Annotated in this window: 27 protein-coding genes and 1 tRNA gene; 11 read left to right on the top strand and 17 right to left on the bottom strand. The window is 50.8% G+C overall.

Annotation, left to right across the window (positions count from 1 at the left end; genetic code table 11):
- Positions 1-38: 38 nt before the first annotated feature.
- The 5 genes from MVG27_RS06425 to MVG27_RS06445 all read right to left on the bottom strand — a co-directional run bounded on the left by MVG27_RS06425 (position 39) and on the right by MVG27_RS06445 (position 4,731).
- Positions 39-1,364 (bottom strand): RuvB-like helicase, encoded by a 1,326-nt coding sequence (locus tag MVG27_RS06425; protein ID WP_297470490.1) that lies wholly within the window; start codon positions 1,362-1,364, stop codon positions 39-41.
- A gap of 66 nt (positions 1,365-1,430) precedes the next feature.
- Positions 1,431-2,372: a hypothetical protein gene (locus MVG27_RS06430; protein WP_297550730.1), complete on the bottom strand. Its 942-nt coding sequence runs from the start codon at positions 2,370-2,372 to the stop codon at positions 1,431-1,433.
- Positions 2,369-3,400 (bottom strand): zinc ribbon domain-containing protein, encoded by a 1,032-nt coding sequence (locus tag MVG27_RS06435; protein ID WP_297556368.1) that lies wholly within the window; start codon positions 3,398-3,400, stop codon positions 2,369-2,371. The genes MVG27_RS06430 and MVG27_RS06435 overlap by 4 nt, the downstream gene beginning before the upstream one ends.
- Positions 3,401-3,522: 122 nt before the next feature.
- Positions 3,523-3,960 carry a hypothetical protein gene (locus MVG27_RS06440; RefSeq protein WP_297551437.1) on the bottom strand — a complete coding sequence of 146 codons (438 nt, stop codon included), beginning with the start codon at positions 3,958-3,960 and terminating at the stop codon, positions 3,523-3,525.
- A 9-nt stretch (positions 3,961-3,969) separates the two neighbouring features.
- Positions 3,970-4,731, bottom strand: coding sequence for a 7-carboxy-7-deazaguanine synthase QueE (locus MVG27_RS06445; protein WP_297551439.1), 762 nt, complete (start codon positions 4,729-4,731; stop codon positions 3,970-3,972).
- 82 nt (positions 4,732-4,813) lie between these two features.
- Here MVG27_RS06445 and MVG27_RS06450 point away from each other — a divergent pair, with 82 nt between their 5' ends.
- Positions 4,814-5,995: a hypothetical protein gene (locus MVG27_RS06450; protein ID WP_297551441.1), complete on the top strand. Its 1,182-nt coding sequence runs from the start codon at positions 4,814-4,816 to the stop codon at positions 5,993-5,995.
- Here MVG27_RS06450 and MVG27_RS06455 read toward each other — a convergent pair.
- The 3 genes from MVG27_RS06455 to MVG27_RS06465 all read right to left on the bottom strand — a co-directional run bounded on the left by MVG27_RS06455 (position 5,992) and on the right by MVG27_RS06465 (position 7,566).
- Positions 5,992-6,243 (bottom strand): hypothetical protein, encoded by a 252-nt coding sequence (locus MVG27_RS06455; RefSeq protein ID WP_297551443.1) that lies wholly within the window; start codon positions 6,241-6,243, stop codon positions 5,992-5,994. The genes MVG27_RS06450 and MVG27_RS06455 overlap by 4 nt on opposite strands.
- 70 nt (positions 6,244-6,313) lie before the next feature.
- Positions 6,314-6,814 (bottom strand): hypothetical protein, encoded by a 501-nt coding sequence (locus MVG27_RS06460; RefSeq protein WP_297551451.1) that lies wholly within the window; start codon positions 6,812-6,814, stop codon positions 6,314-6,316.
- 50 nt (positions 6,815-6,864) lie between these two features.
- The gene (locus tag MVG27_RS06465; protein ID WP_297551445.1) at positions 6,865-7,566 is read right to left on the bottom strand and encodes a hypothetical protein; all 702 of its coding nucleotides are present in this window, start codon (positions 7,564-7,566) and stop codon (positions 6,865-6,867) included.
- Between the two features lie 612 nt (positions 7,567-8,178).
- Here MVG27_RS06465 and MVG27_RS06470 point away from each other — a divergent pair.
- Genes MVG27_RS06470 through pyrG form a run of 3 tightly spaced genes read left to right on the top strand, consistent with a single transcriptional unit; the run spans position 8,179 to position 10,503 of the window.
- Positions 8,179-8,466, top strand: a complete 288-nt coding sequence (locus MVG27_RS06470; protein ID WP_297551447.1) for a DUF357 domain-containing protein — start codon at positions 8,179-8,181, stop codon at positions 8,464-8,466.
- A gap of 10 nt (positions 8,467-8,476) precedes the next feature.
- Positions 8,477-8,848, top strand: a complete 372-nt coding sequence (locus MVG27_RS06475) for a DUF555 domain-containing protein (protein WP_297551449.1) — start codon at positions 8,477-8,479, stop codon at positions 8,846-8,848.
- 56 nt (positions 8,849-8,904) lie between these two features.
- Positions 8,905-10,503 (top strand): glutamine hydrolyzing CTP synthase, encoded by a 1,599-nt coding sequence (gene pyrG, locus MVG27_RS06480; protein ID WP_297550888.1) that lies wholly within the window; start codon positions 8,905-8,907, stop codon positions 10,501-10,503.
- Here the strand turns inward: pyrG and MVG27_RS06485 are convergent.
- A complete protein-coding gene (locus MVG27_RS06485) occupies positions 10,497-11,339 on the bottom strand; it encodes a hypothetical protein (RefSeq protein ID WP_297556369.1) in 843 nt (280 codons plus the stop codon). The two genes, pyrG and MVG27_RS06485, sit on opposite strands and share 7 nt — an antisense overlap.
- A 107-nt stretch (positions 11,340-11,446) precedes the next feature.
- On the opposite strand from MVG27_RS06485, the gene MVG27_RS06490 reads away from it, so the two are divergent.
- Positions 11,447-11,839 carry a 30S ribosomal protein S8e gene (locus tag MVG27_RS06490; protein WP_297065313.1) on the top strand — a complete coding sequence of 131 codons (393 nt, stop codon included), beginning with the start codon at positions 11,447-11,449 and terminating at the stop codon, positions 11,837-11,839.
- 103 nt (positions 11,840-11,942) lie between these two features.
- On the opposite strand, the gene MVG27_RS06495 is transcribed toward MVG27_RS06490, so the two are convergent.
- The 3 genes from MVG27_RS06495 to MVG27_RS06505 all read right to left on the bottom strand — a co-directional run bounded on the left by MVG27_RS06495 (position 11,943) and on the right by MVG27_RS06505 (position 14,136).
- Positions 11,943-13,010 carry an NOG1 family protein gene (locus tag MVG27_RS06495; RefSeq protein ID WP_297550723.1) on the bottom strand — a complete coding sequence of 356 codons (1,068 nt, stop codon included), beginning with the start codon at positions 13,008-13,010 and terminating at the stop codon, positions 11,943-11,945.
- A 58-nt stretch (positions 13,011-13,068) separates the two neighbouring features.
- The gene (locus MVG27_RS06500; protein ID WP_297550721.1) at positions 13,069-13,278 is read right to left on the bottom strand and encodes a hypothetical protein; all 210 of its coding nucleotides are present in this window, start codon (positions 13,276-13,278) and stop codon (positions 13,069-13,071) included.
- A gap of 63 nt (positions 13,279-13,341) precedes the next feature.
- On the bottom strand, positions 13,342-14,136 hold the full coding sequence (locus tag MVG27_RS06505; RefSeq protein WP_297550719.1) for an MBL fold metallo-hydrolase: 795 nt from the start codon (positions 14,134-14,136) through the stop codon (positions 13,342-13,344).
- A gap of 56 nt (positions 14,137-14,192) precedes the next feature.
- On the opposite strand from MVG27_RS06505, the gene MVG27_RS06510 reads away from it, so the two are divergent.
- The 3 genes from MVG27_RS06510 to MVG27_RS06520 are packed head-to-tail and all read left to right on the top strand — an operon-like array spanning position 14,193 to position 17,331.
- Positions 14,193-14,963 (top strand): undecaprenyl-diphosphate phosphatase, encoded by a 771-nt coding sequence (locus MVG27_RS06510; RefSeq protein WP_297550727.1) that lies wholly within the window; start codon positions 14,193-14,195, stop codon positions 14,961-14,963.
- Positions 14,960-16,216: a bifunctional sugar-1-phosphate nucleotidylyltransferase/acetyltransferase gene (glmU, locus tag MVG27_RS06515; RefSeq protein ID WP_297550717.1), complete on the top strand. Its 1,257-nt coding sequence runs from the start codon at positions 14,960-14,962 to the stop codon at positions 16,214-16,216. The genes MVG27_RS06510 and glmU overlap by 4 nt, the downstream gene beginning before the upstream one ends.
- Positions 16,213-17,331, top strand: a complete 1,119-nt coding sequence (locus tag MVG27_RS06520) for a DUF835 domain-containing protein (protein ID WP_297550715.1) — start codon at positions 16,213-16,215, stop codon at positions 17,329-17,331. The genes glmU and MVG27_RS06520 overlap by 4 nt, the downstream gene beginning before the upstream one ends.
- On the opposite strand, the gene MVG27_RS06525 is transcribed toward MVG27_RS06520, so the two are convergent.
- Positions 17,324-18,499 carry a CBS domain-containing protein gene (locus tag MVG27_RS06525; RefSeq protein ID WP_297556385.1) on the bottom strand — a complete coding sequence of 392 codons (1,176 nt, stop codon included), beginning with the start codon at positions 18,497-18,499 and terminating at the stop codon, positions 17,324-17,326. The two genes, MVG27_RS06520 and MVG27_RS06525, sit on opposite strands and share 8 nt — an antisense overlap.
- Before the next feature lie 136 nt (positions 18,500-18,635).
- Here MVG27_RS06525 and MVG27_RS06530 point away from each other — a divergent pair.
- Positions 18,636-18,722: transfer RNA gene (locus MVG27_RS06530), tRNA-Ser, on the top strand.
- A 112-nt stretch (positions 18,723-18,834) separates the two neighbouring features.
- Here MVG27_RS06530 and map read toward each other — a convergent pair.
- Positions 18,835-19,722, bottom strand: a complete 888-nt coding sequence (map, locus tag MVG27_RS06535; protein ID WP_297556371.1) for a type II methionyl aminopeptidase — start codon at positions 19,720-19,722, stop codon at positions 18,835-18,837.
- Between the two features lie 90 nt (positions 19,723-19,812).
- Here map and MVG27_RS06540 point away from each other — a divergent pair, with 90 nt between their 5' ends.
- The gene (locus MVG27_RS06540) at positions 19,813-21,291 is read left to right on the top strand and encodes a TrkH family potassium uptake protein (protein ID WP_297556373.1); all 1,479 of its coding nucleotides are present in this window, start codon (positions 19,813-19,815) and stop codon (positions 21,289-21,291) included.
- Positions 21,288-22,121 carry an ATP-binding cassette domain-containing protein gene (locus tag MVG27_RS06545; RefSeq protein WP_297550787.1) on the top strand — a complete coding sequence of 278 codons (834 nt, stop codon included), beginning with the start codon at positions 21,288-21,290 and terminating at the stop codon, positions 22,119-22,121. The genes MVG27_RS06540 and MVG27_RS06545 overlap by 4 nt, the downstream gene beginning before the upstream one ends.
- Here the strand turns inward: MVG27_RS06545 and MVG27_RS06550 are convergent.
- Genes MVG27_RS06550 through MVG27_RS06560 form a run of 3 tightly spaced genes read right to left on the bottom strand, consistent with a single transcriptional unit; the run spans position 22,024 to position 23,972 of the window.
- Positions 22,024-22,875, bottom strand: a complete 852-nt coding sequence (locus MVG27_RS06550; protein WP_297550789.1) for a hypothetical protein — start codon at positions 22,873-22,875, stop codon at positions 22,024-22,026. The two genes, MVG27_RS06545 and MVG27_RS06550, sit on opposite strands and share 98 nt — an antisense overlap.
- On the bottom strand, positions 22,876-23,412 hold the full coding sequence (gene cyaB, locus MVG27_RS06555; protein ID WP_297550791.1) for a class IV adenylate cyclase: 537 nt from the start codon (positions 23,410-23,412) through the stop codon (positions 22,876-22,878).
- Entirely contained in the window at positions 23,409-23,972 is a 564-nt protein-coding gene (locus MVG27_RS06560) for an archaemetzincin family Zn-dependent metalloprotease (protein ID WP_297550793.1), read from the bottom strand. The genes cyaB and MVG27_RS06560 overlap by 4 nt, the downstream gene beginning before the upstream one ends.
- Between the last annotated feature and the right edge of the window lie 18 nt (positions 23,973-23,990).

Here is a 23,990-nt window from a genome sequence, read left to right on the forward strand (position 1 = left end):
AAGGAAAATAATCCTTAAAAGTGTTGTGGAAAGGGAAATCAGCTAAGCATGCCCTCAAGCTTTTCAACGAACTCGATGCTCCTCTTGAGGTCAGCGAAGTATTCCTTGGCCCTCTCAACGTGCTCCCTTTCAACCCTTCCTCCCTTCGCCAGCACGCTTGCTGGAGCGAGGAGCTGAACGGCGTAGCGCAGGCTTGTTTTCTCACCGAGTTCGGCCAGATACTCTATCGCCTCCTCGCTGACGTCTATCTTCTCCTCTTTGGCGCGAATCTTGATGATTTCCCTGATTTCCTCCTTCTTGTAGGGTTCTGTGTTTATTATGAGCAACCTGTCAAGCATGTCAATGGGTATGCCGTGGGGTGCCTCTATGTCGGTGCCCCTAATCTTTGTCCTTCCGCGGTTCGTGGCGAGGATTAGAATCGGTGCAAGCTCGCTCTCCATGGCCCTCGCGAGGAACGAGAAGGCCTCTATGTCGAGCATGTGAACCTCGTCAATGAAGAGCACTCCGGGGACGAGCGTGGCCCTGCCCTCCTCAATCCAGCTTTTGACGGTTTCATCAACGCGCCTCCTTACCTCATCGCTTATCTCCGCGCCGGTGCTGAAGAGCAGGCCGAAGATGTTTCCGCGGGCGTTGGCGACATCCAAATCGTGGAGCGTAACGGTGTATGTGAACTCCTTTATCTTGAGCACAGGACCGCTCGGAAGGCTGACCTTCCTCTTGAAGAAGAGCCCCTCCTCGTCCTTCGTTGTTCCAACCTTCGAGACTTTGCCCGTTTCTGCGTCAATCTGTATGACGTCGCCTTCCTCAACGCCGAGCTCCATGAGCTGGTAGGCTATCTCCCTGCCTGCTCTTATCGTCTTTTCATCGTCCCTGGTGCGGAGGGTTATTATCACGCTCTCGGGGATTTCGACGTAAGGATTAAAGGGATGCCTCGTCCTCTTGATTTCGATTTTCTTGACCTCGCCCTCGTAGACCTTTCTCTCCTCGCTTATTCTAACGCCTATGGCCCTTCTCATCGCCTGTTTCAGGAACTCGGTCTTGTTGACTTCAGCGGAATAAATCTCGCTTCCCGCTATCTGGACGAAGGGAACGTCTTCGCCGAGTTCTCTCGCTATACCCATCGCTATCGCGGTCTTTCCGCTACCCGTTGGTCCAACGAGGAGGATTCCCTTGCCCGCAAGCTTTCCGCGCTTTATGAGCTCGACGGCTATTCCAGCGGCTTCCCTGGCCTTTATCTGTCCCACCATTCCGTCGGCCTTGAACTTGGCCTTTCCGTTTTCATCGAGTCCGAGTCCCTTTATGTGGGAGTGCATTCCAACCCTCTCAAAGGAAACCTTGGCAACCTCCTCTATTACAGCGGGCAAGGTCCCCCACCCCCTTTAATTTTCCCAGAGGTAACTAAAAGAGGGGGTTTAAAAATTTGACGGAGGTCATTTGAAAATTCGCCTTATGTGTTTGAAGGCCTCCTCTTCAGGGGCGTAGTCCTCTTTGACCTCGGAGAGAAGCCTGTGCTCGCTGGCCCTTCCCCTGATTGCAAAAGCCCTCTTTAATGAGGGATAAGATGCCACAATAGATGTGGGAATTGAGCCCAAGGGCGCTATTGCACTTTTAAATGGAAGGTTTTTTGCGACCCAGACACCGGATGCGAGGAGGAGAAGGCCGAGGGTTAAGTTTACCGCCCTTTTGAAAACCGATATTGGAAACTCGGCGTAGGGAATCCTTCCGTCGGTTCCATCAACGTAGGCGCGGTATCTGAATGGGCCGTACTTGTACTCGATGTGCCAGATGGGGTAGTAGACCAGACCGTCCAGTTCGGGCTCAAAACCGGGCATCCCGACCTCAACGTTCTTCCAGTGAAAGTACCGCTCGGCTTCGTGTTTCAGAAGCTCCCTAATGCTGTTTTTGAGGAGTTTTCTGGCCTCTTCTTCGCTCAGGTCACCTTTCAAAAGCCTGCCCTCCACGTGGCCGTCGAAATACCTCCTGCCTCTGACGGGCAGGGGATAGCCAACGAGCTCTTCAAACCCTTTGACAGCCGGAACCGTCATGTAGTTAAAGAACTCAACGTAGCCGGCCCCGTCCTTCGAGATTAATCCTTTTCTTGCAACCCCTCTGGCCCTCACAAAGAAGAGGTAAAATGGAACGTAGAGAAGCTCCCTTTTGACTATGCGGGCCTTCCATTCAACGTCGTTGGGGGATAGGCGCTGTATTCTTATGAAGGCCACCAGAGCCTTCCAGGGGTTCTCAACGCGCAGTGGATAGGTAAACGTTCTGGCCTCGCCGAGCTTTATCTGAAAGCCACAGTAGGGACAGGTGACCACACCGGTTTCTTCAGTCTCAAACTCGGCACTGCAGTGAGGGCATCTCACTTTCATCTCTCCACCCTCACATCCCTTGCAACTTTCTTTCCGTAGCCCCTGGCCAGCTCAAATCCGAAGTAAGTCCCGATGGCCGGCAGGATGAACAAGACACTTCCACCCTTTCCGGCGTGGACCAAAGCTTCCCAGTAGGTAAAGTTCCCGTAAATGGCTAGAGAGAAGCCGGCAATTGCTATCCCAATTAATGAGACAAGGGCGTAGTGGATTTTCCTCCACAGCCTAACGGGTTCAACCGCCAGAACTTCTTTACCATAGTGACCATCGTAGGCGACGAAGTACGTGCCGCCTTCAACGTCGTAGTAGACCTTCCAGAGGGGGTAGAAAACGAGGGCAATCTCTTTTACATCCCCCTCAAATTTAAAGAACTTTAGCTCAACATCTTCAGGGACGCGCCGTTCTTTTGCTACATCGGAGGCCCTATCGGAAAGTGCCATCTTCGCGTATTGCTTTCCAAAGTCAGCGTTTAAGAACGCCAGCTCAAGGCTCTCCCACTTCTCCGGCGTCAGCGAGCCAATCGGCCTGACGTCCATCATGTACTTCAGCGTGTCCTCTATCCTCTTGAAGGAGAGGTAACCATAGCGCTCGAACTTAAGGGCCAGCTCTTCAACGGCCGGGTCATAAACGTTTCTTCTGGCAGGGACGCATACGAGGGACTCCATCTTAAACTTTTTGAACTTCACAACGGCTTTGGTATTGTTCCCCTCCTTTTCGTAGATGATATACCGCATGTTTCCCCTGCCCTCGACAATCCCCAGCCAGAGCGGAACGTAATAGCCCTCAACCTTAACAACTTTTATCTTGCCCCTTATCCCCCTGTAGTCCGGGTCTTTTTGAACTCTCTCCTGAAAACGGCGTAGGATTTCCTTTTTGGACAGGCTCTCCACAAAGAAGACGTTTTTCTCCGTGAAAACCTTGTCATATGCATTCGGGTAACCGCAGTAGGGGCAGACAATGATTATATCCTCCGGAGTTACGTCGAGGGGCGCCCCGCAGTGCTCACACTTGAAAACTTCGATGATTACCACCGAAGATTAGGACATAGTTAAGGATTAAAAGTTTTTGGCTCAGGTGGGTTTTCCGGGCATCGGTCACCCCAAAGGCCAATGTCATCATTGCCATTTTAAGTGTATAGTGCTCCCTTAAAAGCTCACCTGAACTTAAGCCAGAAGTAGAGGGATGCAACGGCGAAGATAATCGAGACAGCAATGAGGAAAGACCCGACGAGCTTAGCGACATAGGAGTTCTCTCTGGCTGCGAGGATCCCCAATATCAACCCTGCAGGTATCAGCAAGAGAATAGCCTTCTCGAATTTCCATACAAGCGGAATGAGAAACAGAAGACCACCGACCAGATAAAGCGGGTTACCGTAGGTTATGAAGAGGAAAATCGGCAGAAGGACACCAAGGGCGAGGTGGAAGTTAAAGTCCCGTTCTGGCTTTGAGCGGTTTGCCATGTGAACACCAATAAAGAGGAGCACTAAAGCAATGGCCAAGAGAACTTCAGCTAAGACCCTGTTCGAAGGCTGAATGTAGGCAGAGAGGGCAACGAAAACGAATGAAATAACTATTGGGATTTCTCTTCTCACGATACCACCTTAGAGAACGTTGAGGTACTTGTGAACCTGAAAGCTTAGCCCGACGTTCTTTTTTCCCATTATCCGCGCGGCCTCGCGGTAGAACTCCATGAGCCTCTCCTGGCTTATCTCAATCGGCTCCTTGGGCTGTATCACCAAGGGGACAAGGCCCTTCAAAAGACCCGCGTACCAGCGGACGTTCTCAACCTTTGTCCCTGAGGTAACGACGAGCTTGGCGTAGACCTTTGCACCCGCTTTTTTAAGGATTTCGATGCTCTCCACCTCTCTAAGGACGAGGTTTCTCCAGTCTTCCGTGGCCTTTGCTGTCTCGTCCTTTATGTCCACGCTCGCGTAGTCAGTGAGCGGGGCAACCTCTTTGATAAGCTCCGGAAGGCCTCCGTGTGTTTCGAGGAAGTTGTCAAAGCCGAGGTTTTTCATTCTCTCCATCAGGGCTTTGAGGGGCTTCACCTGAAGTGTCGGCTCTCCGCCGGTGTAGCTTATCGAGTGAATATCGCCGGTATCGAGGCGGAGAATGGCCTCAACCACCTCATCAACGCTCGCGGGATTGGGTTTGTAGCCAAACTTCCCGGTGAAGGGCTCAACCTCGTAGCGCCAGCGTGAAACGCGGGAGGCGTCGATGTACTCGCGGGAGTCGCACCAGAGGCAGTTAAGGTCGCAACCGGCAAAGCGGACGAAAATCTGCCTTCTCCCAAAGGCGCTCCCCGGGACGCTTCCCCCTTCACCCTGCCAGCTGTTGAAGACCTCGGCCATTACGAGCTTCATGGGCTTTCCTTGCCCTGACACAATTTAAAATTTGTCACAAAGATTATAAATGCTAGCGTATTAACACTTCCAGTGGGGTTTCATGCGAAAACTCCTCGTTGTCATCCCCATTGTCTTACTCATAATAACCTTCGTGTGGTTTTACTCTCAACGCCCAGCTCAACGACCGTTTTTGGAAGCATACGGTGTCCGGGCACTCTCACTGTTTCCCGATGGAAAAGTTGTGGTTGTCTCCACTTTCAAGAGCACTGGCGAGGGATTTCTAACTGTTTACTCCGCAAACGGAACTCCACTCTGGAACCTAACGCCCTGCAATTGTGGTACCCTATATAGTACTTATTGGGATAATGTTCTTTACGCTAGGGTTTCTCCCAATGGGAAGTACCTCGGGGTTGTCACAATAAACAAATTTATACTCTACCGTGAGGATGGAACACTGCTCTGGGAGAAGAAAAATCCACTGTCCAGGAATTTATGGTCAGACGGGTCCCAATGGGCTTCAGTTCAATTCACAAATGATTCGAGATACGTTGCATTTGGGGTAACTGCCTCGAAAAGCGTTTTTCAGGTATTCTCCACTAATGGAAAGCTCCTGCTCAATGGAACTGCCCAAGGGATTACTGGGATGAAAGTCTCCGACGATGGAGTGTACCTCATGGAGGACTTCCTCTTTTCAAAGGGCATAATGGGTTCAAAGTTAATCTACTATGGCTTCAACGGAAGCAAGTGGAGCATTGAGTTTCCCTCTGGTAGTCCAAGGGCCATTGACGTTCTCAAAACGGCCAACAGAACGTATGTGGCCTACGCCGACTGCATGCTTGGGATAACTCTAATCAAAGGAGGGAAGGTTCTCTGGAACAGGGATAATGGCACCTGCTACTGGGATGTGGCATTCTGGCGCGGGAGAATCTACGCGGCTACATCGATGAGGCTAGTAGATGTTTATTCAATCGATGGTAGACTGCTCTCAACTATACGAACTCCAGAATTCGGTGGAATTCCCACGCTACTACCAGCCCCTAGGAAGATTTTGCTCCTTCAGAAAATATTGTTACCTTCCGACAACAGGAAATGGGTTGTTGATGTTTTAATAATAAATTCAACTGGAGATATCATCAAAGTTAAAAGCCTTGAAGGATTCCCTGCGAGTGACTTCTTATCACATATAACGGCCGATTACAGGAGGGGGCGGCTTATCCTTGGCGTTATCAAGGAGCCGGGAAGGTATGAAAAATACGAGATATACCTGATTCCTGTAAACTAAAGCTCAATCCCCTTCACCCTTTCACTAACGAAGCCCTCGAGTATCTCGACCCTGACGCTTCTCTCTTCTCTGGTCATGTCCGCCATGAGCTGAACCGCCCTCGCGTAGTCCCAGAGCCTTCTCTTCGCCTCGGAGGTAACTCTCTCTGCCATGACTATTAGCTCCCGCTCTTCCGGATGGGCGCTCATCCATTCCACAACCTTTCTCGCGTCCTCCTCATCGAATACGCCTCTCTTCTTAAAGAGCACACAAGTCACCTCCCTTATTGTTCAATCCTGTAATTATGTAATTATGCAATTCAATAATTCGGGAATTGTTTTAGACATATTTCAGCAGAACGCTCACGGCCTCCTCAAAGACTTCGCGGTCTTTGCCGTCCAGAACTCCCTCAAGGTAGTTCAGCGCAACGAGGTCGATTATGATGTAGGCAGTGTTCCTGTCGAGGCCGAGAGAATAGGCATCGTAGTAGACCCTCTCCTCACCTAAGGCCTCGTTGAGCATCTCGACGAAGTAGTTAATCTCCTCAACGCTCAGCTCGTCCCACCTGCTCTCGAGCTCGTCGAAGTAGCGCTCCATTACCCTGAGCGTTTCGAGGTCGAGTTTCAGCTTTCCGCGAAAGTACGGGAACTCGCCGACGCGGAAGAGCTTTATCCCCTCCTCGTCTCTCACCGCTATGCTGTCCCAGAGGACGATACCCTCAACGGGGTTATGACCGTACTTGCTCGCGAGATAGGAGAAGCGCTCAAGGGCGAAGTCTATGTCATCTATAAACTCCTCCTCGTCGCGGAAGTGGATTATCTTGCTTACCGTTCCAGCCATTTTTTGCACCGGTTCACGGTAGGTGAGACAGTATAAAAATGCTTTGAGGGTTATCCTTCAGTTCTGTTTCCCCATTTGGAAAGCCATGCAAGGTTGCACAGACGAGTTAACTCAAAGTATTCATCGGAGACCCAGCGAAGGGAGATGACCTTCCAGCTGGGCTCAAAGGTTACCTCATAAAACGTTCCGTTTTCACAGTTGTATCCTCTGCAAACTGTGGTGTAGTTGACGAGAAAGAGGAATGTCATAGTCCTGTTCGGCCAGAGACAGTACGTCAAAACCAGACACTTCCCGGCGAGATTAGAACGACAGTAGTTCAGGCCCTTCTTTTCTACCTTACCCCACACATCTTCATACCGGTTTATCAGTTCGTCATAGGTGTTTGAGGATACTTTTCTGAACGAAATCAGGCCCAGATTTGTCAGGTTGAGGTTCACCGCGTAGAGAACACCTCTAGTTCTGGAACATGTGAATCCTTTGCAGTTTATCGTGTAGTTGCCGTAAACTAAAACAGTAGCGGTTTCGTTCGGCCAGGTGCAGAGGGTCGCCACGCTCCACTGCCAGCCGGGATGAACGGCCTGGGCGTAGTCAAGGGCCTTCGTCGTTATGTTGTCCTGAAATCTGAGTTTAGAGAGCGTGTAAATATCATCATGAACATTGTGTTTTTCCTGGCTCCTCTGGGCATAAAATACTGAGACCCCAACAAGTAGGGCAACGACTAGCATAGCGCAGATTACAAGTCTCTTCCCCATCAACCACTGCCCCCAGATGCCAGCAACTGCCTGAGTTTATACTCACACAAGATAATAAAAATATTTCTCCGCTTAAAGGCAAAGCAACCCTTATAATCCCGTCTTCCCAATCAGTACAACGCCCGACGAGTAGAGGGTTGCGATGACGTCGGGACCCCCAGGGGGGCGACAGCCCAAATGCCCCCCCCCCTTACAGCCCTTGCTTGCGCAAGCGCTGGCGGAAAAGTATGTGCTTTTTGATGGGAATTCATTTGAGTGTTGTTTTCTTCCTATTGGTCTGTTTGTGAGTGTTTCACTATGAAAAGGCGAATCTTGAGTGGTTTTCTTCTCAAATTGTTGTGAGAACTGCCCCAGCTTGCTCTCTGCTTGTGGGTTTACCTTTAAAATCGACGTCCAAAGGGTGTCAAAAGAAGAGTAAACCCTTTTTTGGGGCTGTTTTAGCAGGTTCTCCTTTGGGAATGCGCGATTTTATAAGCAAAATCCCCTTCATTTGAACCATTGAGGCGAAGAGTTACAAGCTTTTGGTGAAGCTTTTTCCAGAAACCTCTATGGGCAAAGTTTCTGAGGTAAGGTTTATAAGAACACTTTCAAAGCACGACCGAGGCGAGAGGCGTGGAGCGCGAGGTAACCGATGAGAAGCTCCGGAAATATTTTAGAATCACGGAAGAAGCACTAGAGAGACTCGAAGTTGCCGTCCATGAGAAAAGCCTCTTGCACGCCGTTGCGCGGGATTTTCTAACGATGGCTAGGAGCTATTTTGAGGACGCCAAGTACTACTATGAGAAGGGCGACTACGTTACAGCGTTTGCAGCTTTGAACTACGCGCACGGCTTCATAGATGCCGGTGTGAGGCTCGGTGTATTTAGGGGTGAAGACGACAGGCTTTTTGCCTTCGGGTGAGGTGAGGGAGATGGGAGACTACCTAGTTGTCCTTGAGGCTCCAATCATTGTGCGGGACGTTGAAACGAGTGAAGACGCGATAAACGTCGCAGTGAGTAAAGTCACAAAGGCACTCAACAGGGAGAATCTTGATTTTGTTCGCGTTGAGCTCGGTTATTCCCAGTGCCCTGTTTGTGGTGCTCACTTTGAGAGCGCCTTCGTTATTGGAAACGTCGGGCTCGTCGGGATATACTTAACCCTAAAGGTTTACAATGCCCAGACAATAGAACACGCCGAAAGAATTGCCAAGGCTGTCGTTGGAAAGGCCCTCAAGAAAGTTCCCCTAAAGGTCTATGAGATTAGAAAGCTTGAAGAGGAAGACAATGATGAGATTGAACTCTAGTTAATTTTTTAAACATACATTCCTCAAAACACCCATAGCCATTGGAGGTTTTTACCATGGTAAAGTTTATTTTTGTGACGGGTGGTGTTGTTAGTGGCCTTGGGAAAGGAATTACCAGCGCTTCTCTTGGCATGCTAATGAAGGCTCGCGGGTTCAGAACGACTAATATCAAAATTGACCCCTACCTCAACTACGACGCTGGAACCATGAACCCGTACCAGCACGGTGAAGTTTTCGTTTTAGACGATGGTGGTGAGGTTGATCTCGATTTGGGGAACTACGAGCGCTTTCTCAACACCAGCCTGAGCTTTGACCACAACATAACCACCGGCAAGGTTTACTCCGCTGTCATTGAGAAGGAAAGGAAAGGTGAATACCTCGGCGCGACCGTTCAGGTGATTCCACACATCACCAACGAGATAAAGGAGCGTATCAGGAGAATTGCGAGGGACTACGACGTCGTTATAGTCGAAATCGGTGGAACGGTTGGAGACATTGAGGGCATGCCCTTCCTCGAGGCAGCAAGACAGATGCAACTTGAAGAGGGCAGGGAGAACGTTGCCTTTGTCCACGTTACCTACGTCCCAAAGCTCCGCGTTGTGGGGGAACAGAAGACAAAGCCGACTCAACACAGTGTTAAGGAGCTCCGCTCCCTTGGAATCCAGCCGGATGCAATCGTTGCCCGCTCCGAAGAACCCCTTGAAGAGAGCGCAAGGAGAAAGATAAGCCTCTTCACCAACGTTCCCGAAGAGGCAGTAATCAGCGCCTACGACGTGGAAGACACCTACGAGGTTCCACTGATGCTCGAGAAAGGTGGACTTGCTAAATATCTCGTGAAGAGGCTCGGCCTTCCCGAAAGAAAACCAAATCTCGAAGAATGGCGCAGAATGGTCGAGAAGTACAAGAGCCTAGATAGGGAAGTTGAGATCGCAATAGTCGGCAAGTACGTCAAGTTAGCTGACTCCTACCTGAGTATTAAGGAGGCGCTAAAGCACTCGAGCGTTGCCAACGACGTCAAGGTCAAAATCAGATGGATCGAGGCGGAGGACGTTGAGAGGAAGGGCGTTGGCCTTCTGGAAGGGGTTGACGGCATAATCGTTCCCGGTGGCTTTGGAGCGAGGGGAAGTGAGGGTAAGATGATGGCGATACGCTACGCGAGGGAGAACGATATACCCTTCCTCGGTATCTGCTTCGGCTTCCAGTTGACTGTTGTGGAATTCGCAAGAAACGTCCTCGGCCTTAAGGGGGCGCATTCAACCGAGATAGACCCACAGACTCCTTATCCAGTCGTCGATTTGATGCCGGAGCAACGCGATCTGGACAGACTTGGCGGTACGATGAGGCTCGGAGCTTATCCTGTGTATATAAAGCCAAACACCCTGGCGAAGAAGCTCTACGGCAGGGAAATAGTCTACGAGAGACACAGGCATCGCTGGGAGGTTAACCCCGACTACATTGAGAAATTCGAGGGGGCCGGTCTTGTCTTCAGCGGAATAGCGGGTGATGATGAGAGGAGAATGGAAATTCTGGAGTTGCCCGGTCACAGCTACTTCATAGCGACCCAGTTCCATCCCGAGTTCAAGTCGAGGCCCATGAATCCGGCACCCGTCTTTAGAGGACTTGTCGAGGCAGCAAAGAAAAAGAGGTATCAATAGAGGGGCTCTTCTCCTTTTCTTATGAATCCCCTGAGCTCAAGGTAAAGGAAAGTCCCACCGGCCCAGAGGAATGCCACGAAGAACGCCTTGAATGGGGCTTCAAGAAGCATTATCACGAGGGGATTCGTCCCAGAGATACTCAGGGGCAGAACGAACGGGGTCATAAGAAGCGAGAGGGCAAAGCCAAAGAGTATTGCCAGGAGGCCGTAGCCGAAGGCACGGGGAAGGTGCCCGAAAGTGAGACCCATGGCCCCTATGGAGGCTCCAATGTTTCCTGTTTCCACGTATGCAGGAACGACAAAGGGATAGTAGGTAAGAACAACGGGTATGAGGGCAAAGAATATCGCAACTCCGAGAAGGAAAATCAGGGGACTCATTGTGAAAGCTCCAAAGAGGATTAGGACCAGGGGGATAATCATCAGTAAGATTGAAACCAAATAAGCCAGAATGTTCACGAGAATAACCCCGGGTATTCTTGACAACGCCTCGCCAAATAAAGAGTTTAGAGAATAGCTCTCGCCTAGAACGGAGAGCCAGTATGCCTTGACCGCGGTGTATTCAACGAAGGAAAGGACTATCACGAAGACCAGCAACCTAAGGAGGGAAACCTCAAGGGAATTGATGAAGTTCTCCTCAGATACAGTCCCGTAGTTCTCGAAGATGACGTTGCCGAACACCTGTGTCCCTGCAATGCCCGAGGGGTGGTTGGCCGGGAAAATTAGCTGAACAGCCGAAAAAACTAGGAGTGCCAAAAGTATAAGGAGGTATACACCCTTGTTCTCCGCGACCAAGGAGAAGGCCTTCGAAAAGGCATCGAGCGCACCCATCGACACCACCTTGATTAGTAATGAGGAAGGCCCTTAAAAGGATTCCCCTAAGAAAAGCTTATAAACGAACTGCCCAAAGTGGCGATGGGTTCATCAGGCTAATCGAGGTGAGATAAATGGCTATCTGGCAGGGAAGGTCACTTAAGAAACCCTCAGGTGGAAGGATTGTCCTCGCGAGGAAAAAGAGGAAGAGGGAGCTCGGAAGGGAGCCCGCAAACACCAAGGTCGCCGAGGAGAGGGAGAGGAGAAAGATAATCAGGACCTACGGCGGAAACAGAAAGGTTCGCCTTGTCGAGGCCCTCTACGCCAACGTCTTTGATGGGGGAAAGGGCAAGAAGGTCAAGATACTCAACGTCGTTGAGAACCCGGCTAACAGGCAGTACGCGAGGAGAAACATAATCACCAAGGGGGCCATAATAGAGACCGAGCTCGGAAAGGCAATCGTCACCAGCAGGCCCGGTCAGGACGGAGTTGTAAACGCCGTTCTCCTTAAGGAGGAGAACGCCTGATTTTTCATACCTTTTAAGCATTTTCCAGGACTCGCGTTATAAGGCACTATTGGGTTCTAAAACCAGACAAAGGGCAGGATAATGCGAAAAAAGCAGAGTCTAGCTACTCTCTAAACTTCGAGAGTTCCTTTTCCATGATTTTCTTCGCAAGCTCCTTGGCCTTGGGCTCGACTATCGCTATAACCCTCTTTTTCAGCTCTTCGAGGCCTTTTCCTGTTATGGCCGAGATTTTAACTGGTTCAAGGCCCTTTGCTTTGACGAACTCCTCGACCTTCTTGACTTTCTCTTCCTCCGCTACGTCCACCTTGTTGATTGCCACTATGAAAGGAAACTCCCCAAATTCTTCGAGTATCTCCTCAAAGAGGTGCATCTGCTCCTCAATTGGGAAACCGCAGTACTCGCTCGGGTCGAATATGTAAACGATGACATCGGCCAAGTGTTTCAGGGCCAGAATTGCCTGCTTTTCGACCTCGTTTCTCTCGCTTAGGGGCCTGTCAAGTAAACCCGGCGTGTCGATGACCTGGTAGCGGAGGTAGTGCTCCTCGAACTGGCCGACGTTTATGCCCTTCGTTGTGAAGGGGTAGCTGGCCACCTCCGGCTTCGCATTGGTTAATGCCCTTAGTAGCGTGCTCTTCCCAACGTTAGGGTGGCCCGCTATAACCACCGTTGGAAGCTCCAAATCAACGACCGGCAACTCTTTGAGGACGTTCCTCGCCTGGTTGAGGTATCTGAGGTCGTCGTCAATGTCATGGAGTATATCCGCAACTCGGCCGTAGAAGGCCCTTCTGAGCTTTGCTATCTCCTTTGGGTCCCTCTCAAACCTTATCTTCTCGACGTAGCGTTGCTCGAGGTTTCTGATGGTTTTTATGGCCCAGTTCACCCGGGCCAAAGAGCGGTGGAACTGGTCCCTGTCAACGAGAGTGTCCACCAGCTCCCTGTAGAACTCCGGGAGCGTTGAGACACCGGGCGTTCTGTCGAGTATCTTCCTCAGGTTATCCCTAACGACGTTTGAAACAGTTCTAACGCGTAGCTCTTCCCTCTGACGGGCCTTGGCAACCTTCCCTCCCGGTGGATTGTAGGCTGAAGCCGCCCTCTCAGCCCTTCGAAAGGCCTTGTCAATGAGCTCATCAGCGGTAAGAACCGTTGGCATCTTTTCGAAAGGATTCTTCATTCTCACCCCTCCCCCAATCTCGCGGAGAAAAGGTTGGGAAGGGGCTTTAAAAAGGTATTCAATCGAGGGAGCGGTATAATATAACTCCCACAAGCGAGGCCAGAGAGACCAAGAACAATAGAACAAGTGTCATTAGCCTTCCTACGTGGGACGAGTCCGTGAAACCCGCTATCACCAAGAGGAAAAACACCACGACTATAAGGAGACCAAGCTTTTCAAAGAAGCCTTCGTACCTATTAAGTTTGTCAACAATCGCACCAAGTCCCATATTTTCACCCTCCTTTGGTGTGTTCTAAGAACCCAATTGGTGCGAAAATATAAAAAAGTATCGCTAGAACTCGATGATCTTGCCCACGTGAATGGGCTCAACTCCCTCGCCGAGCCGACACCTAAGATAAGCAAAGGCCTCAAGACCCGTGCAGTGTCCTGCGTAGAGACTGGCCCTGACGTTCTTCACAATGTCTTCAAGGAGCTCTTTATGGGCCCCAATTAGATGGAGTCCACCTATGAGTGCCCCGACTAGCTTTCCGCCAACCTTCTCCGCGTGTCTGACTATGTTTACAACCCCGGAATGACCGCAACCGGTTATGACAGCAGTAGAATCGCCGAGGTCAATTATGAGTGCCATATCGTCTCTGACTGGGTCTTTCCTTCCGTCCGGGAAATAACCAACTGCCCTGTCCCAGGTTATTCTCTCTATCTCTCCAGAGCTGACGAAACCATCAGCGAACTCAAAGGGCTTCTCGCTGAGAACGAACTCGGCACCAAGTTCTTCGAGCTCTTCCCTCGTGAACGGAATCCCTATTTCCCTCCTCCTCGGCTTGAGTGCAATCCTGCGCTGGAATATTCCCGGATGGGCAATAACCTTCAGAGGCTTCGAGCGGACCTGAAGGAGGGCCTTCATTCCACCGGTGTGGTCGTAGTGGCCGTGGGTGATGAAGAGGTAGTCTATCAAGTCGGGCTCAACGCCAAGAGCCCTCATGTTGTTGAGGAGGACGTTCCCTTCGGTTCCGGTGTCAACTAGAACCCTTAGGCCCCTGTGCTCCACCAGGGCCGAGAAGCCGTGACCGCCGAGGAGGCCTTTTCTAAAGCCCGCGTGGTTTTCGTAGAGAACCGTGACCTTCATACGCACCACCGCGAAAAGTTTATGTTCCCTCCGTTTTAAATCCAGCTGTGGTAGAGATGAGCACTCCCGTTGAAGCACTACTCTCTGGGATTTTCTTCGCGCTGACGTCATGGTTACCCATGAACCCGGAAGGTAGGTGGGTTTCGTCACTCGTGAAGGATTACCCCTCGTTCCTGGTCCCTGCCTACCTTGGGGTAACCTTCGCGGTCATGTTCCATTATAGGGAAAGGTTTTCGACGCTCTCACTCAGAGCCATGAGGGGGATTTACGAGGCGGAGCTCAAATATCTCTTCTTTGCAACCCTGTTTACGGTTCTCATCGGATTTCCCCTTCTGAAGTGCTCCACCGGAATAACTGGAAAGGAGTCGGCAATCGTCAACATACTCATAGGAACGCTTATCGTTCTTCTGGCGTTGAACATGCCGAAGAGGAACCCCCTGAAGGAACTCGATAAAAAACTGCCCGAGCAACCGAGTATCTTAGATGCCCTCTCGGGGGGAGTTCTCCAGGGGTTTGCCCTCCTTGAAGGGGTCACAAGAACGGGCATAGTTACCCTCGGCCTCCTCTTGCCGGGTCACAGTGGCAGGAAGGCCCTTGAATGGGGCTTTTTAATCTCCCCTGCCTACTTCGTCCTTAGGCTCATTTGGCTTGGAAACTGGGAGTCCAGCGGTCCCTCATGGATTCCCTTCTTGGCCTTTCTCTCCGCGTTCCTAACAACTCTACTCCTGATTTCGCTCCTCGAAAAACTCGCTGAAAGGTGGGAAAAGCCGTTTTTGATTGCGTTCGGTTTGATTGCGATTGCCTACGCTCTGGGGGTGATGATGTGAAGGGAGTTATACTCGCCGCAGGGAAGGGGGAAAGGTTGAGGCCTTTAACCGACGACAGGCCTAAGGTAATCCTCAAGATGGCCAACAGGCCGATTATCGAGTACGTTCTCGAAAACCTGTACCCTTTCGTTGACGAGTTCGTTGTTGTCGTACGCTATCATAAGGAAAAGCTAATCGAAGCCCTTGGAGACGAGTTCGGTGGCAAGCCGATATCCTACGTCGAGCAGTTGCCCGGTGAGGGAACGGCCAAGGCCATAGAGAGCGCCAGGGAGAGCGTTGAGGAGGAGTTCATTGTTGTCAACGGGGACATATACTTTGAGGAAGAAGCCATAAGGGAGCTGGTGTCTGCATTCAGGAGGGAAAAAGCCGACGTTGCCATGGTCGTCAAGCACTTCGACGATTTAAGCCACTTTGGGAAGGTTGAGCTCGACGGCTTGAGGGTGGTTAGAGTTGCTGAGAAGCCCGGGAAGGTTCCCGGTTACGCCAACCTTGGAATCTACGCCTTCCGCTCAAGCGTCTTTGAGTTCATAGAGAGAACCGAGCTCAGCGAACGCGGAGAGTACGAGATAACCGACACGATAAACCTCATGATTGACTCCGGACTTAAGGTCGTTGCGGTTCCCTACGATGGCTACTGGAACGACATCGGAAGGCCCTGGAACCTTTTGGAACTCAACGAGTATCTCCTGAAGAACAAACTGAGGCACGAGATTAGGGGAACTGTCGAGGAGGGGGCAACGATAGTCCCGCCCGTTGAAATCGGAGAGGGAACTGTCGTGAGGAGCGGGGCTTATATAATCGGTCCCGTAAAGATTGGCAGGAACTCCAGAATAGGCCCGAACTGTTTTATAAGGCCCTACACGAGCATAGGGGACAACTGCCACATCGGCAACGCCGTTGAAATCAAGAACTCAATTATAATGGACAACTCAAATGCTCCCCACCTGAACTATGTGGGCGACTCAATAATAGGCGAGAACACAAACCTCGGAGCTGGGACGATAACCGCTAACCTGAGGCACGACAAGGGCAACGTCAAGGTTGAAATCAAGGGCAAGCTTGAGGACAGCGGCAGGCACAAGCTGGGGGCGATAATCGGCCACGACGTAAAGGTTGGTATCAACGTCAGCATCTATCCGGGCAGAAAGATTGGGAGCAACTCTTTTATAGGACCGGGTGTTATCGTTGACCGCAACGTCCCGCCCAACAGCCTTGTGGTGGTGAGGCAGGAGAAGTTGGTGATGGAAAAATGAGCATTCCAGGAAGTGCTTTTATCCCATATCTCAATTTCATTTCAAGATGGGTTCTTTTCATAGCGGTAACTTACAAGGCTTATGAAACCCGAGAAAAAGGCTGGCTTTTAATAAGCGCAGCTTCTTTAATAGACGCTCTAGATATTGAATCCTACATTCTCGACCCACTCGGAATTCACATAAACCCCCAAGCCTATGTTATAGCGGCAAAGATTCCCAACTTCTTCTTTGGTATTCTGATGATATGGGGAGCTTTTCACTTGAGGTATGGAGATACTGACTTTAAGCATACTGTTTACATTTCAATCTTGGCTATAGCCTCTTATATCTGGCTTTTCCTTCTAGCAACTGATGTTTTTAAGAGCCCTACCCAGGAATCACTGTTTCCATCACTAGTTTTGGGAAGTTCGCTTATATATTTTGGATGTGTCCTTAGAAAATACATCGTCTATCCCAAAATACCAGAGTCCCTGTTTCCTTGCGGTTTAATTTTTCTTGGAATACTAAACCTGACGTATCCAGTTACAAGGTTTATAGAGTGGTTTGCCCCAATTGGATTTTTCCTAGGAGGTATATTTAGACTAATGGCGGCAATAGGCGCTGTTAAGTTTGTATTTTACCCAGTAACTCCAGTAAAAGTTAACAAGGATAATCTACCTTCCCAGAAAGGAGCGTTTCTTTTCCCCTTCAGGGAGAGTGCCTTTAAGAAACTTGGCAAATTATGGAAAATCCCCGGAACAGTTGTTATAACAAGAGAAGATCTCAGAACCTTAAAAAGTTCTCTAAATCCAGAAACCCTTGTCTTCTGGATTACCCGTGCCAAAGAGGGCAAACTGGAGGAGAAGCCCCAGATTTACGCGATAAGTCCAACAAAAATGGAAATTCTAACTGACTTAATTGCACGAGCACTGACACAAGGTTACAAAATGGTTTATGTTGAAGCTTTTGAATATCTAATGCTCGAGAATGGTTTTGAGAACACTCTTAAATTCATATTGAACCTCAAAGATAGAGTCATTGCAGAAGGAGGAACACTGGTACTTGTTGTAAATCCCGACGTCCTTAATGAGAAACAATTAAGAATTATAGAGAGAGAATTTGAAAAGCTTAGCTAAGGCCGAGCTTCTCAAGGAAGCGCTTGGCGTAGCGCGTGTCCTTCTCAAGTTCTGCTTTCTGGAGGAGTTGTCTCTCTATTGCCCTCAGGGCGTCGTGAACTGCCTGTATCGCACCCCAGGTTTCGCCCGTCGCAACGAAGACGCCCCTGTCAGTCACAACTCTCATTCTGGCCTGATAGAGGTGGACTCCCCTGAACTTCTCGGGGAAGCGCCTTATGTGAAGGTATATTATGCCCTCCTGGCCGAGCAGATCCTCGTAGCCGTCAACGAAGCGCTTGATGTCCTCTATGATTCTCTCCCTGGTGAAGTCGCTGAGTATTGAGGCGTCACCGCCGAGCTGGAGGTAGAACCTCGCCTCTTTTTCGGTCATCTTTGAAATCGGTAGGAGCAGGTCCTTGACTGTTAGGATACCAACGACTTTGTTGTTCTCGTTAACGACGACGAGACCGTCTATGTCGTTGTCTCTCATAGTTGCAACGGCTTCCCTGACTTTGGCATCTGGGAGAACTGTTATAACACCCCTAATCATCACGTCCCTGAGGGGCATGCTAAATGGGGGTATCTTTTCTCCGGCGAGTTCTCCTGCCTTGGCCCTGAAGCGCGGTTTTATGAAGCGCAGAATAAGGTCGTGGAGCGTCACGAGGCCTTCCAACCTGCCTTCCTCATCAACTATGGGAATCCTTGAGATTGCATGGTCGCGCATAGTTGCCAGGGCTTTGGCGACTGTATCGTCAGGCCTGAGGGTTATAACGTCCTTGGTCATGAACTCCTCCACTTTCTTCTTTCCAAAATCCGTCTCGGCGACCCTCTCAAGAACGGCTATATCGTTTATAACACCGATGATTTCAGCTTTAGACTCCCCGACGGGGAGTGAGCGGAGGTCAACCTCAATCATAAGCTTGGCGGCCTTGCTGAGATCCTCATCGGGTTTCACAACGGGGGCTGGCTTGTAAACGTCCCTAACCTTCGCCTTGGTTGGGTCCCACTTGAGGTGGGAGCGTATGATTAAGTCCTGGGTGAGAACACCTTTGTACAGGTTTCCATCGAAGACGAGAATAAGGTCGGGGTCTTCCTTTTCGAAGATGCCAATTGCCTCAGAAAGGGGGGCATCTATGTCTATCTTCTGGAACCTGTCCGTCATTACCTCCTGCACCTGAATTCCGACCATTTCTGCCACCTCCTGCAATTTATATTTTGGTTTCCCAGGGATTTAAACCTTTGCAACCGGCGTTGTTTTAGTTAATTTAGGTTAATAAATTTTTCGCGGAAAGGTTTATAAAACAGCTCAGCAAATCCAAGACCGCGCCGGGGTAGCCTAGCCTGGGAAGGCGCGGGACTCGAGATCCCGTGGGCGTTTGCCCGCCAGGGTTCAAATCCCTGCCCCGGCGCCAACTGCCGAGCCCGCAAGGGTTCCCAAGTCCCTTTCCAATTCTTCAAAATTTTAGAAATACAAGACCCAAGACGTTGTTTCTGATTTTTGGGCCGGAATCAAAGAAAAAGAGCTCAGGTAGTTATGTATGCACCGTCTTTCTCGACGATAACCGTGTGCTCGAACTGAGCGACCATGCCACCCCTAACTTCACGCAGTATCGGGTAGCTGTATATTGCCCCCGCCTTGTCAAGCTGGGCCAAGGCCATCTTCAGCTGTCCCTCCGGCAAAAATCCCTGCAACCAGCGGTAGGCGAAGGGAAGCGTTTTGTACTCCCTCTTTATGTGCATCAAAAGCCTCCTGGCATGGAGCATTCTTACGGGCCTGTCGCGGACATACATGAAGATTAGAGCAGGTGGAACTTCTATTACTTGCCCCGCGCCGGTTGTGGCGAAGGGTTCTATTGCAAAAACGTCTCCCTCCTGGAGAACATATGTGTCCGCCTGCCTGTAAACGTTGGGTATGCTAACCCCAGCGTGGAGCCTGTAGCGCTCTACCTTGTGTCCGCTCAGGTTAACTATTGGGTTGAAACCCTTGCCCCGTATTGTCTCTTCAATGGCTTTCGCAACGTCCCTCACCATTACACCCGCCCTAACGGTTGCTATCGCGTTCTCAAGGGCTTCTCTGGCCGCTTCCATTAGCTCGTCTTCGTCCATTCCAACGCGGAAGGTTAAGGCGGTGTCCGCTATGTAACCATCAACGTGGACGCCGAGGTCGAGCTTTAGATAATCCCCCTCATGGAGAACGGTGTCGTCTCCCTTGTAGGGGGTGTAGTGGGCCGCAATCTCGTTGAGCGAGAGGTTGCAGGGAAAGGCTGGCTTTCCCCCGAGTTCAACGATTCTCTTCTCAACGAACTCCGCTATGTCGTAGAGCCTTGCACCAGGTTTTATGAGGTCCTTAACTTCCTCTTTGATTTTCTTCGCTATCTCGCCTGCCTTGATCAGGGCTTCTCTCTCGTCCACCTTTACCACCGACCCAACTGCCCTTAGGTTCCCCTTAAACTTTACGAAAAACCTTTTATTCTGGCCATCATTATGCGAAACGGTGAGCCGATGCTAGAATTCAGAAGAAGCATTAACGTCTCGGCAGACCTGTTCGTGGTAAGGAACCTCATAGGTTCGATACTCCAGGGAGTCGGACTCGCCTATCTGTTTCCGGTTCTTTTGGTGTGGTTCTACCCGAATCAAGCGGAATATGTCCCGTATTTTGCCATCCCCGGAATGGCCTGTATTCTCCTTGGGGCATGGCTCAGCAGACACTCCAGTAAGGTTGAGGACGTGAACCTGAGGCAGGCAATGATTGCCGCCGCCTTCACTTGGCTCTTCGCTTCCTTCGTGAGCGTCGTTCCTTTCATGAATATAGCCCACATGAGCTTCGTCGATTCCTATTTCGAGAGCATGAGTGCATGGACGGGAACGGGACTAACAATGATGAGCCACCTCTCCAGTTATCCCAAGATACTCCTCTTCTGGCGTGCCTGGATGCAATGGCTCGGCGGAATCGGAATAGTCCTCGTTGCCCTGTCTATTCTGATAAGGCCGGGTGTTGCCGCGGCGAGGCTCTACAAAGCCGAAGCGAGGAGCGAGAGAATTCTTCCAAACCTCATCAACACGTCAAAGGTGATATTTGAAATCTACCTAGTCCTTACCCTCGTTGGTACTTACCTCTACTACATAAACGGCATGAACGTCTTTGATGCACTGACCCACGCCATGACCGGACTTGGGACGGGTGGTATGAGCACCCACGATCAGAGCATCGGCTTCTTCCACAGTCCTGCAATAAACGCCGTTACGATTTTCCTCATGATTATGGGTGCCGTTAATTTCACTGTTCACTACAGGATCTTTAAGAGCAAGTCCCTGAAACCGTTCTTTGACGACATCCAGGTTCGCTACATGTTCATCTTTCTAATCCCGGCCATAGCCATAATAGCCTACAGCCTCTACCAGGTGGGGGATTCAGTCGGACAGGCCCTCCAGGGAGCGGTGTTCCATGCCGTTTCAGCGATAAGCTGTACGGGTTTCCAGATAACGAGCCTCTCCAACTACCCGGAGGTTGCAAAGTTTATCCTGGCGATTCTTATGGTCATCGGTGGCGGAGCGGGAAGTACCGCGGGAGGAATAAAGCTCATCCGCGTTACTCTGATGTACGAGAGCCTGAAGTGGACGATAGAGAGTGCAATCCTCCCGAGGGGGGCGGTTATAAAGAGAAAGGTCGGCAACTACGTCTTTACCGAGGAAGATATTCAAGAAGTGATGAGCTTCACAATGACGTATCTGGCATTCCTCCTCATAGGAACAATTTACACGATGCTCAGGGTCAAAACAAGCCTTGCTAATGCACTGTTCGAGGTCGCATCTGCTCAGGGCAACGTCGGACTTAGCGTTGGCATAACATCACCTTCGATGCCCCTCGACCTTAAGATTCTCTACATACTCCTCATGTGGATTGGAAGGCTCGAGATATTCTCAACGCTGGTCTTCATCATAAGCGTCCTCCTTCTGTTCCCAAGGGTGGGCAGGAAATGATTGAGGTCAGGGACGTCACCTTCCACTACCCCCGCTCCACCAGACCGGCCCTCGAGGGTGTTAGCCTTACTATTGGAGACGGGGAATTCATTGGAATCCTGGGGCCGAGCGGGAGCGGAAAGTCAACGCTGGCTTTAACCCTCAACGGCATAATTCCAAACTCCATAAGGGGAACGTTTTTAGGAGAAGTAATTATCAGGAACCCGAAAACTGGAAAGGCCTTCAAAACGACCGAAACACCCGTTCCAAAGCTGTCAACACTCGTTGGCCTCGTCCTCCAGAACCCGGAGAGCCAGCTCTTCAACATGACGGTTGAGGATGAGGTGGCCTTTGCCCTCGAAAACCTCGGCCTTCCGAGAGAGGAGATAGCCGAGAGGGTCGAGTGGGCCCTGAAGGTTACCGGTCTTAAGGGACTGGAAGACGAGTTTCCGCCGAACCTGAGCGGAGGGGAAAAGCAGAGGCTCGCGATAGCGTCGGTAGTAGCGATGAAGCCGAGTCATCTGGTTCTTGACGAGCCAACGTCCCAGCTCGACCCGAGGGGCAAGAGAGAGGTTCTCGATGTCATAAAGAGACTCAACCGGGAGGGGACAACGGTTATCATGGTGGAGCACGACTCAAGGTTCCTCTTCAGAAACGCCGACAGGCTCGTGGTGTTGAGCAGTGGAAGAATTGTCCTCCATGGGGAACCAAGAAAGGTCGCAGAGAGGGTAGAGGAACTTGTTGAAATCGGTGTTAAGATTCCGTACTCCCTTCTCCTTTCGAGGGCCCTTGGCTTTCCTCCGGCCCTTTCTCCCGAGGAGTTTCCCTCGCCAGCAACTCGGAGAGGCTGAGGGACTCACCGAGGATTTCGTGCCTCAGGTCGTAGAGCTTTAGCATGAGCTCGAACCTTGCACCGGGATCCTCTATCCTCTCGGCAATCTTTATGGCCCATTCAACGAACTGGAGTGCCTTCTCGCGGTTTCTGGTCTTCTCGAACTCCGCAAGGTGGAAGAGCGCGACGGCCCGGTGGAAGTTGCTGGTTATGTGGCCTATCACCGCCAAAGCCTTCTCCTCCTCGCCCCTCTCGTAGAGAACCTCAGCCAAGTAAACTAGAACAACGTCGAGCTTCTCCCTGTCCTTCACGAACTTCATGGCGTAGCCGGCCTTTGGAAGGAGGTCCGCGTTTATGAGGTTCATTATTATGTCCCTCAGTATGTCGGGGTGCTCAAGGGCGAGGTTTATCGAGGCCTTAAGAGTAAAATCCCCCTCCAGCTCGGCACCGACGATGTAAAAGGCTAGGGCAAGTTCTCCTAGGAGGAGGGCCCTGTAACGCTCGTTCTTTATGCCGTTGATGTAGGGAACGAGCCCCTTGAGGAGTGGAACGAAGCGCATCTCGGGATTTTCTCCTGATTCCTTCATGTGGAGAATTTTCCTGAGAATCAGTCTAATAGCCATAACAACGTTTTGCTCCTTTTCCAGCTCCTCTAGGAGTGCTATTGCTCCCGGAATGTCATCAACGAGCAGTCTGTCCTCTATCTCGGTAAGCACTTCGGTGTCCGGTCTTTTCCCCTTGATTGCCCCGAAGAGCTCGTCGAGCTTCCCCATTCAGTCACCCTTCTCCAGGAGTAGCTCAAGGTATGAACGCCTCTCGAAGCGCGTAACTCCAAGCTCAAGCAGGATTTCCCTCAGCTTCTCCACGAGCTCGGGAACCTTGCTTTTATCGTCCGTGATGGCCTCAATCTCGACGAACTTTCCAAGGCCCTCGACCTCATCGAGGGTAAGGGTTATGCCCTTCTCGACGTAGTATTTCTCCCGAACTTTCTCAACTGTCAGAACCTCCCTGAATCCAAGGGACTCCAGAATCCTCGCGTGGGCATCTGGGTCTTCAATCGGGACTTCAATCTCTTCTCTGGTCTTGGACCTGGGGTCAATTTTTGGCCCTTTGTAGGTCAGGAAAGCCTCAAAGTGGCCGTTGAAGCGCCTCACACGAATCCTCAGGGCCTCATCGGTTTTGGAAAAGTCCCTGCACGGATGCTGGTAGTAGGTGTCCTCGTGATACTCCTTCCTTATGAGCTTGAAGTTTTTTCTGACTTTCTCAAAGACTTCATCGTTACCGTATCCCTTAACTTCAACCTCAATCATTCCAACACCCCCAGCTTTCTGAGATTCTCCACGAGTTTCCTTTCACATACGGGACAGTAGAGGGACCCCTTGACGTCGGTATCTACCAGGGAGTTCGAGAAGTGCATGACACATTTAGGATTGGGGCAGTGGGAGAGGCCAAAGACGTGGCCAAGCTCGTGCATAACCTCTTTAATCGCCCTCTCGAGGAGCAAGTTCTCATCGGGTTCCAGCCCATAAAACTCGTTCCTGAGCCTGCGAACCGAAACGACGGCGCTCTTCAGGGAGGGGTTGGCGAGGCCGAAGATAAAGTTCAGACCTTCTTCATAGAGGTCGAGGTCGGTGATTCCCACAACGGCGATCGCTTTGAGTCTATTGGCAAGGGATGAAAGCGTGGGCAGAAAGACCCGTCCGAGATACTGGTTCCTGCCGGGGTTGAAGGCTACCGAGAAGGGTCCGACCGGAACTTCACCTGCAAACCTGACACTAATCCCAAAGCGGGAGTAGTAATCCCTTACGAATTGGACAATACCATCAATAAGCCACCTCTCAAGGGGGCCAATCGAAACGACCGCTATCATCTGGTCACCAAATAAAAG

Origin of the sequence: Thermococcus sp. (genome assembly GCF_027011145.1) — an archaeon.
Taxonomy (GTDB): domain Archaea; phylum Methanobacteriota_B; class Thermococci; order Thermococcales; family Thermococcaceae; genus Thermococcus.

Coding starts and splice junctions, on each gene's coding strand:
- pyrG (WP_297550888.1), top strand. CDS start 8,905: ATGGTAAAGTTTATTTTTGTGACGGGTGGTGTTGTTAGTGGCCTTGGG.
- cyaB (WP_297550791.1), bottom strand. CDS start 23,412: ATGATTGAGGTTGAAGTTAAGGGATACGGTAACGATGAAGTCTTTGAG.
- MVG27_RS06525 (WP_297556385.1), bottom strand. CDS start 18,499: ATGGTCGGAATTCAGGTGCAGGAGGTAATGACGGACAGGTTCCAGAAG.
- MVG27_RS06460 (WP_297551451.1), bottom strand. CDS start 6,814: ATGGCTGGAACGGTAAGCAAGATAATCCACTTCCGCGACGAGGAGGAG.
- MVG27_RS06500 (WP_297550721.1), bottom strand. CDS start 13,278: ATGGGACTTGGTGCGATTGTTGACAAACTTAATAGGTACGAAGGCTTC.
- MVG27_RS06445 (WP_297551439.1), bottom strand. CDS start 4,731: ATGAAGCTCGTAATGGCCGAGGTCTTCAACAGCTGGCAGGGTGAAGGG.
- MVG27_RS06490 (WP_297065313.1), top strand. CDS start 11,447: ATGGCTATCTGGCAGGGAAGGTCACTTAAGAAACCCTCAGGTGGAAGG.
- MVG27_RS06475 (WP_297551449.1), top strand. CDS start 8,477: ATGGGAGACTACCTAGTTGTCCTTGAGGCTCCAATCATTGTGCGGGAC.
- MVG27_RS06510 (WP_297550727.1), top strand. CDS start 14,193: ATGAGCACTCCCGTTGAAGCACTACTCTCTGGGATTTTCTTCGCGCTG.
- MVG27_RS06520 (WP_297550715.1), top strand. CDS start 16,213: ATGAGCATTCCAGGAAGTGCTTTTATCCCATATCTCAATTTCATTTCA.
- MVG27_RS06550 (WP_297550789.1), bottom strand. CDS start 22,875: ATGGGGAAGCTCGACGAGCTCTTCGGGGCAATCAAGGGGAAAAGACCG.
- MVG27_RS06430 (WP_297550730.1), bottom strand. CDS start 2,372: ATGAAAGTGAGATGCCCTCACTGCAGTGCCGAGTTTGAGACTGAAGAA.
- MVG27_RS06560 (WP_297550793.1), bottom strand. CDS start 23,972: ATGATAGCGGTCGTTTCGATTGGCCCCCTTGAGAGGTGGCTTATTGAT.
- MVG27_RS06465 (WP_297551445.1), bottom strand. CDS start 7,566: ATGGGGAAGAGACTTGTAATCTGCGCTATGCTAGTCGTTGCCCTACTT.
- MVG27_RS06450 (WP_297551441.1), top strand. CDS start 4,814: ATGCGAAAACTCCTCGTTGTCATCCCCATTGTCTTACTCATAATAACC.
- MVG27_RS06495 (WP_297550723.1), bottom strand. CDS start 13,010: ATGAAGAATCCTTTCGAAAAGATGCCAACGGTTCTTACCGCTGATGAG.
- MVG27_RS06545 (WP_297550787.1), top strand. CDS start 21,288: ATGATTGAGGTCAGGGACGTCACCTTCCACTACCCCCGCTCCACCAGA.
- MVG27_RS06540 (WP_297556373.1), top strand. CDS start 19,813: ATGCTAGAATTCAGAAGAAGCATTAACGTCTCGGCAGACCTGTTCGTG.
- MVG27_RS06505 (WP_297550719.1), bottom strand. CDS start 14,136: ATGAAGGTCACGGTTCTCTACGAAAACCACGCGGGCTTTAGAAAAGGC.